At 32.2% G+C, this 5,833-nt stretch carries 3 protein-coding genes; all 3 read left to right on the top strand.

The genetic code is table 11. The features are described 5' to 3' along the window. The first annotated feature begins 91 nt into the window (after nt 1–91). The 3 genes from F6K22_RS22450 (at nt 92) to F6K22_RS22440 (ending at nt 5,170) form a co-directional block, all read left to right on the top strand. Nucleotides 92–2,626, top strand: coding sequence for a GmrSD restriction endonuclease domain-containing protein (locus F6K22_RS22450; protein ID WP_293102921.1), 2,535 nt, complete (start codon nt 92–94; stop codon nt 2,624–2,626). 273 nt (nt 2,627–2,899) lie between these two features. Next, entirely contained in the window at nt 2,900–4,243 is a 1,344-nt protein-coding gene (gene gor, locus F6K22_RS22445; protein ID WP_293102913.1) for a glutathione-disulfide reductase, read from the top strand. Nucleotides 4,244–4,705: 462 nt separating this feature from the next. Beyond that, nucleotides 4,706–5,170 (top strand): Spy/CpxP family protein refolding chaperone, encoded by a 465-nt coding sequence (locus F6K22_RS22440; protein ID WP_293102910.1) that lies wholly within the window; start codon nt 4,706–4,708, stop codon nt 5,168–5,170. Nucleotides 5,171–5,833: the final 663 nt, after the last annotated feature.

Genomic DNA, 5,833 nt, shown 5'->3' with positions numbered 1-5,833 from the left:
AATAAGGAGATTTTTTTGAATTGACAAATTTATTTTTATAACCATGAATATTTTGAAGGTAGATTCAAAGACCATCTGAAAATAGAGACTTATTCAAACATCTTTAGAAAGTCTATTTAGCGATCGCTTTAAAAACCGTATTGATTATAAACCTTACTATCAAAGGAATTATGTTTGGGATGATGATAAAGCTTCATATTTTATTGAAAGTATACTTCTAGGAACAGAAATACCTCCTTTAATATTCTTCAAAAATGCAGATCAAATAGAGGTTATTGATGGAAGGCAAAGATTTGAAACAATCCAGAGATTTAAGGAGAATAAATTTCAATTAACTAAAAAAGGGTTATTTGCTTTACAACAACTATCAAGAAGTACATACAAATCCCTTTTTGAAAATGATGAAACTACTAGCATAATAGATTTGTTTCTAGAGGCAAAAATCAGAATTGTTGAATTTGCAATTGTTAATGAAACAAAGTTAAACTCTGTATTAGAAGATAAAATCAAAAAAGAAATATTTGCTAGATATAATTCTGGCATAACGCCTTTAAAGGCACCAGAAATTGACAATGCTGTTTATGATACCGATCCAATTTATCAGTATTTTAAAAATCGTCTGAAACAAGACCCAGATCTTGAACAATTAATGTATGATTTGTTCTTTAAGCCAAGTAGGAATAGCACTAAAGAGAAAGATAGAGGAAAAATTTTACAATTTATTAGAAGAAATTTAGTCTTAAAAATGTTTCCGATTAAGTACTATTCTCGGAGTAATGATAGGACAGAAACTTTAGGAAAATTATTTGAACATTTATCAGATAAAACTTCTCAAACAGAGGTAGAGTTATTATGTGAATCATTTATTGATAAAGTTAAAATTGTAGAATCATTCAGGCAAATCTTTATAGGACTAAAATTAAAGCATAATAGATTAGTTTTTGAATGTTTATTATGGAGCCTACTAATCTTAGAAAATGAAAATGTGAATTTATCGAGACTAAAACGCAAGGATTTGCTAGAGAAAATCAGTAAAAAAATATCAAATAACTTCCAAAAATATTTTGAAGAACAGACGATATTTTATAAGCAAATACAGGAGCGATATACTTTGACAGCGAAGTTATTTGAAGAAGAGTTTGAAATTAATTTAGAAATCTATTATGCAGGAAGTGATGAAAAAAGAAAAGAACTGAGTAAACTACGACAAACAGAGGATGAAGATACTATTACTAAACTTAATGAGCTTCAAGATTTAAGAGTAACTAAGCCAGAACCATCGCGATATTCAATAGATGATATAGCACGATTGATGGAACGTAAGAAATTTTTAGTTAGACCTTTTTATCAGAGGTCGGAAGTAATTAATTTGTCTAAGGCATCCGCTATTATAGAAAGTATTTTATTAGGTATTAATTTACCACCTATTTTTATTTTTAAACGTTCAGATGGAATTTCTGAAGTCATTGATGGTCAGCAAAGACTTTTAACAATATTAGGATACCTAGGAAAAGAATATGTTGATGAAGAAAATCAGAAATGTAGCACAAAAAATTCAAACTTTTCCCTGAAAAATTTACGAATTATTAAGGAGTTAAGAAATAAAAAATTTCAGGATTTAGAACTTGCATTACAAGACAAAATATTAGACTTTCAATTATTTGTTGTTGAGATAGAAGAAAGTCTAAACCTAGAATTTAATCCAGTAGACTTATTTGTTAGATTGAATAATAAGCCTTATCCTATTAAAGAAAATTATTTTGAAATGTGGAACTCTTGGGCTGAACGCGAAGTAATTACCAAAATTAAAGATAATATTAGTAAACATCGAGAATGGTTTTATCTAAAATTAGCCAAAGACCGTGACCGGATGGAAAATGAGGAATTATATACATCTTTAGTATATTTTGAGTTTAAAAAGCTTAAAGAACAAAACATAGAAAAAATTCTCAAAGTATATAAACAAAATAATAGGATTAATGCCAGACTAGCTTCAATAAAAGATATTAGTTCGGTATTGACAAAAGTTTCTGAACATCAGGAAGACAAGAAACTATTTATGAATAGCATTACAAAGGTGGAAAAATTTATCTCAAAAGTAAAATGTGTGTTGCTTGATGAAGATAAAGATAAAAATCAGCTAGATACATATTTTAAAAATGAGTTAGATTCTCTTTACAAAAATCGTAAGGAAAGTCGTAGCTTTAGAAGAACTAAACAATACTTTTACATACTCTGGTATGTACTAAGTCCTCTGAATGATGAAATGGTAAGATATCATCGACAGGTAATTAAAAAGGAACTCAAAGATTTATTCTATAGAATGAAAAATAGTGAAGATAGTAACTATGATGAAAATCAATTTAAAAAAGAGATAGAAAAATTTCAAAATAAGTACAAGCAAGATAAAAGAAAGCTCAAATTATCTGATTCAGATAAGGAAACGTTAATAAAACAACAAGGAAACAGATGTCCTGTATCTGGAGACCCCCTACTTATGGGAGATGAGATTGAAGTAGATCATAAAAAACCATTAGCTATAGGAGGATTAGATTCTATTGATAATTTACAAATTACTCATAAAAACGCTAATAGAAGAAAAGGTACAAAATATAAGAATGATTAATTAATTGTAGTGGTTAATGATTTTCTATAACTAAAATTAACAGAAATTATAACTTGGTATAGCGGAAAAGCAAAAACCTAAATAGGATGTGGAGAAATTTCTTATTTAATAACAAAGATTTAGCGAAATATTTAAACTCCCTTTCTCGAACTTGTGAAAGAAAACCTCCTACCTAATAAATTTAGGCCAACTAAAATTTCAATAGTTTAGTTGGTTTATAGTTTGCTATAATTTCTGTAACAAAATAGTTATAGGAATCCCAGAATATCAATTATGGCATACGATTATGATCTATTTGTAATAGGTGCAGGTTCAGGAGGGTTAGCATCTTCAAAAAGAGCAGCATCTTATGGAGCAAAAGTAGCGATCGCTGAAAACGATCTAGTCGGAGGTACTTGTGTTATTAGAGGATGTGTACCGAAAAAACTAATGGTTTACGGTTCGAGATTTTCTCACTTATATAAAGATGCGGTAGGTTATGGTTGGAGTGAGGTAGAACCTAGTTTTGATTGGCATAAATTAAGAGATTCGGTAAATACAGAAGTTCTACGTCTGAATAAATTACATATCAGTTTCCTGGAAAAAGCAGGAGTGGAACTAATAGAAGGATATGCTAAATTTATCGACCCCCATACCGTAGAAGTAGGCGATCGGAAATTTACAGCGGACAAAATTTTAATCGCTGTTGGTGGTAGACCAGAAAAAATAAATATTCCCGGAATTGAACATACTGTTACCTCTCGTGAAATGTTCCACCTCACAGAAAAACCAAAAAGAATGGCAGTTTGGGGAGGTGGTTATATTGGTGTAGAATTTGCCGGAATTTTGAATGGGTTAGGCACCGAAGTTACTCAAATTATTCGTCGAGACCTAATCTTACGAGGATTTGATGATGATATTCGCAGCAATATTCAAGAAGGAATGACAAAACATGGTGTTAACTTCCGCACTAATACAAATGTAGAAAAAATTGAGAAAGTACCAGAAGGGTTAAAGGTTCACTTGAGTGGAAAAAATACCGAACCGTTAATAGTCGATACATTCCTCTGTGCAACTGGTCGTAAACCAAACTTAGCAGGTTTAAATCTAGAAAACGCTGGAGTCGAAACACTCAGAGGTGCAATTGCTGTAAGTAACAACTGTCGTACAACTCAACCAAATATTTATGCTGTTGGAGACTGTATAGATAAAGCAAATTTGACCCCAGTTGCTATTGCTCAAGGTCGCGCTTTTGCTGATACCGAATTTGGTAATATTCCCAGAGCAATTTCTCTAGAAAATATCCCCACTGCCATTTTCTCAGAACCAGAAGGAGGAACAGTAGGTCTGACAGAAACAGAAGCAAGAGAAAAATTTGGCGAGTCTATCAAATGTTACCGCGCCAAATTTCGCCCAATGTTCCACAGTTTCACAGGTGCAGAAGACAAAGTAATGGTGAAATTGGTAGTCGAAGGTAATACTGAGCGCGTTTTAGGAGTACACATGGTCGGTAAAGATGCTGGTGAAATTATTCAGGGTATGGCGATCGCTGTAAATATGGGCGCAACCAAAGCAGACTTTGACCGTACTATTGGTATTCACCCTTCTACTTCAGAAGAGTTTGTGACTTTACGTTAAAGAATTTAGAATTTAGTATCGAAAGTATAGAAACCGGGTTTGTATTAAATGCCTTATCGTACTAATATCTATCTCCAAAAAACCCGGTTTCTTAATAATGCATGCGGATTATTTCATAGCTCGATTTACCAACGCCGAATTTAGAATTCAGAATTCTCAATTCAGAAGTTAGTAGGGCTGATTTTCTGCGGAATTATCCGCAAACGCGAATCATCCTTACAGAAGTTAGAAGTTAAATTCTTACTTGAGGATTTTCATGTAGCATCTGCGCTTATTTTGTAACATTTTATCGTAGGGGTTTGGTCTCCAAACCAAGCGCGAAAATGGGATTGGAAAACTAAACCCCTACAGTTTTTTTTCACGAATCATTTCTGATAGGTATCAAACTAGAAAAAGGTTTAACTAATAACTCATAACTGTAAAGGTTTATGCTCCAGGTAAATTATTAAGAGGAAAAATTTTATGTCTCAGTTTTTGATTTCTGCTGTATTAGGATTATTAGTTACACCTTTAACTATTAGTTCTGTTTTAGCAAATCCTAATTATAATAATGTCTCTGAAAAAATTAGCCAAACTATCCAAGTACAACGTCCAGGACGAAATCAAAACAGGATATTTGAACAACTAAATCTTACCGAGGAGCAGACTGAAAAAATTATTGCAATTCGTCAGGAAAATCAACAAGAAATCAGACAAAGTTTACAAAACTTGCGTAATGCTCAGGCAGAATTAAATACAATGATTACTGGTAAGGGGAATGATAATCAACTTCGGAAAAAACATAGTGAAGTTTTAAATTTGAGACAAGAACTAGCAGAATTACAATTTAATACTCTCCTTAAAATTAGAGAAGTTTTAACTCCTGAACAATTACAAGAGTGGTCGAAATTAATGCAGCAACGTCGAGAGTCTCGTAATACTCCCTAGGTAGGGAGTGTGGGGGGGGTGTGGGGAGTATGAAGAGTGTGGGAAAAAATGTATATTCTCACCATTACGATGCAGGAGAACTGAAAAATTAATTAGGATTTATGGAAAGACACTACATATAGTAGAAATTCTGGAAAAAAACTCCAACGTCTTAGTATATGTAGTGTTGAGAATTAATTGATTCTCTCAGTTCTCAGATAGAGAGGAGCGATCGCTATTTCCTTTCATTTAATGGAGGAGGTAAATATATAGGATTTATGGAAAGACACTACATATAGTAGAAATTCTGGAAAAAAACTCCAACGTCTTAGTATATGTAGTGTTGAGAATTAATTGATTCTCTCAGTTCTCAGATAGAGAGAAGCGATCGCTATTTCCTTTTATTTAATGGAGGAGGTAAATATATAGGATTTATGGAAAGACACTACATATAGTAGAAATTCTGGAAAAAAACTCCAACGTCTTAGTATATGTAGTGTTGAGAATTAATTGATTCTCTCAGTTCTCAGATAGAGAGAAGCGATCGCTATTTTCTCTCATTTAATGGAGGAGGCAAATATATAGGACTTATGGAAAGACACTACATATAGTAGAAATTCTGGAAAAAAACTCCAACGTCTTAGTATATGTAGTGTTGAGAATTAATTGATTCTCTCAGTTCTC

Origin of the sequence: Okeania sp. SIO2F4, from assembly GCF_010672385.1 — a bacterium.
GTDB lineage: Bacteria > Cyanobacteriota > Cyanobacteriia > Cyanobacteriales > Microcoleaceae > Trichodesmium.
Note: the sequence above shows the minus strand (reverse complement) of the source record. Positions and strands in the feature narration are given on the sequence as shown.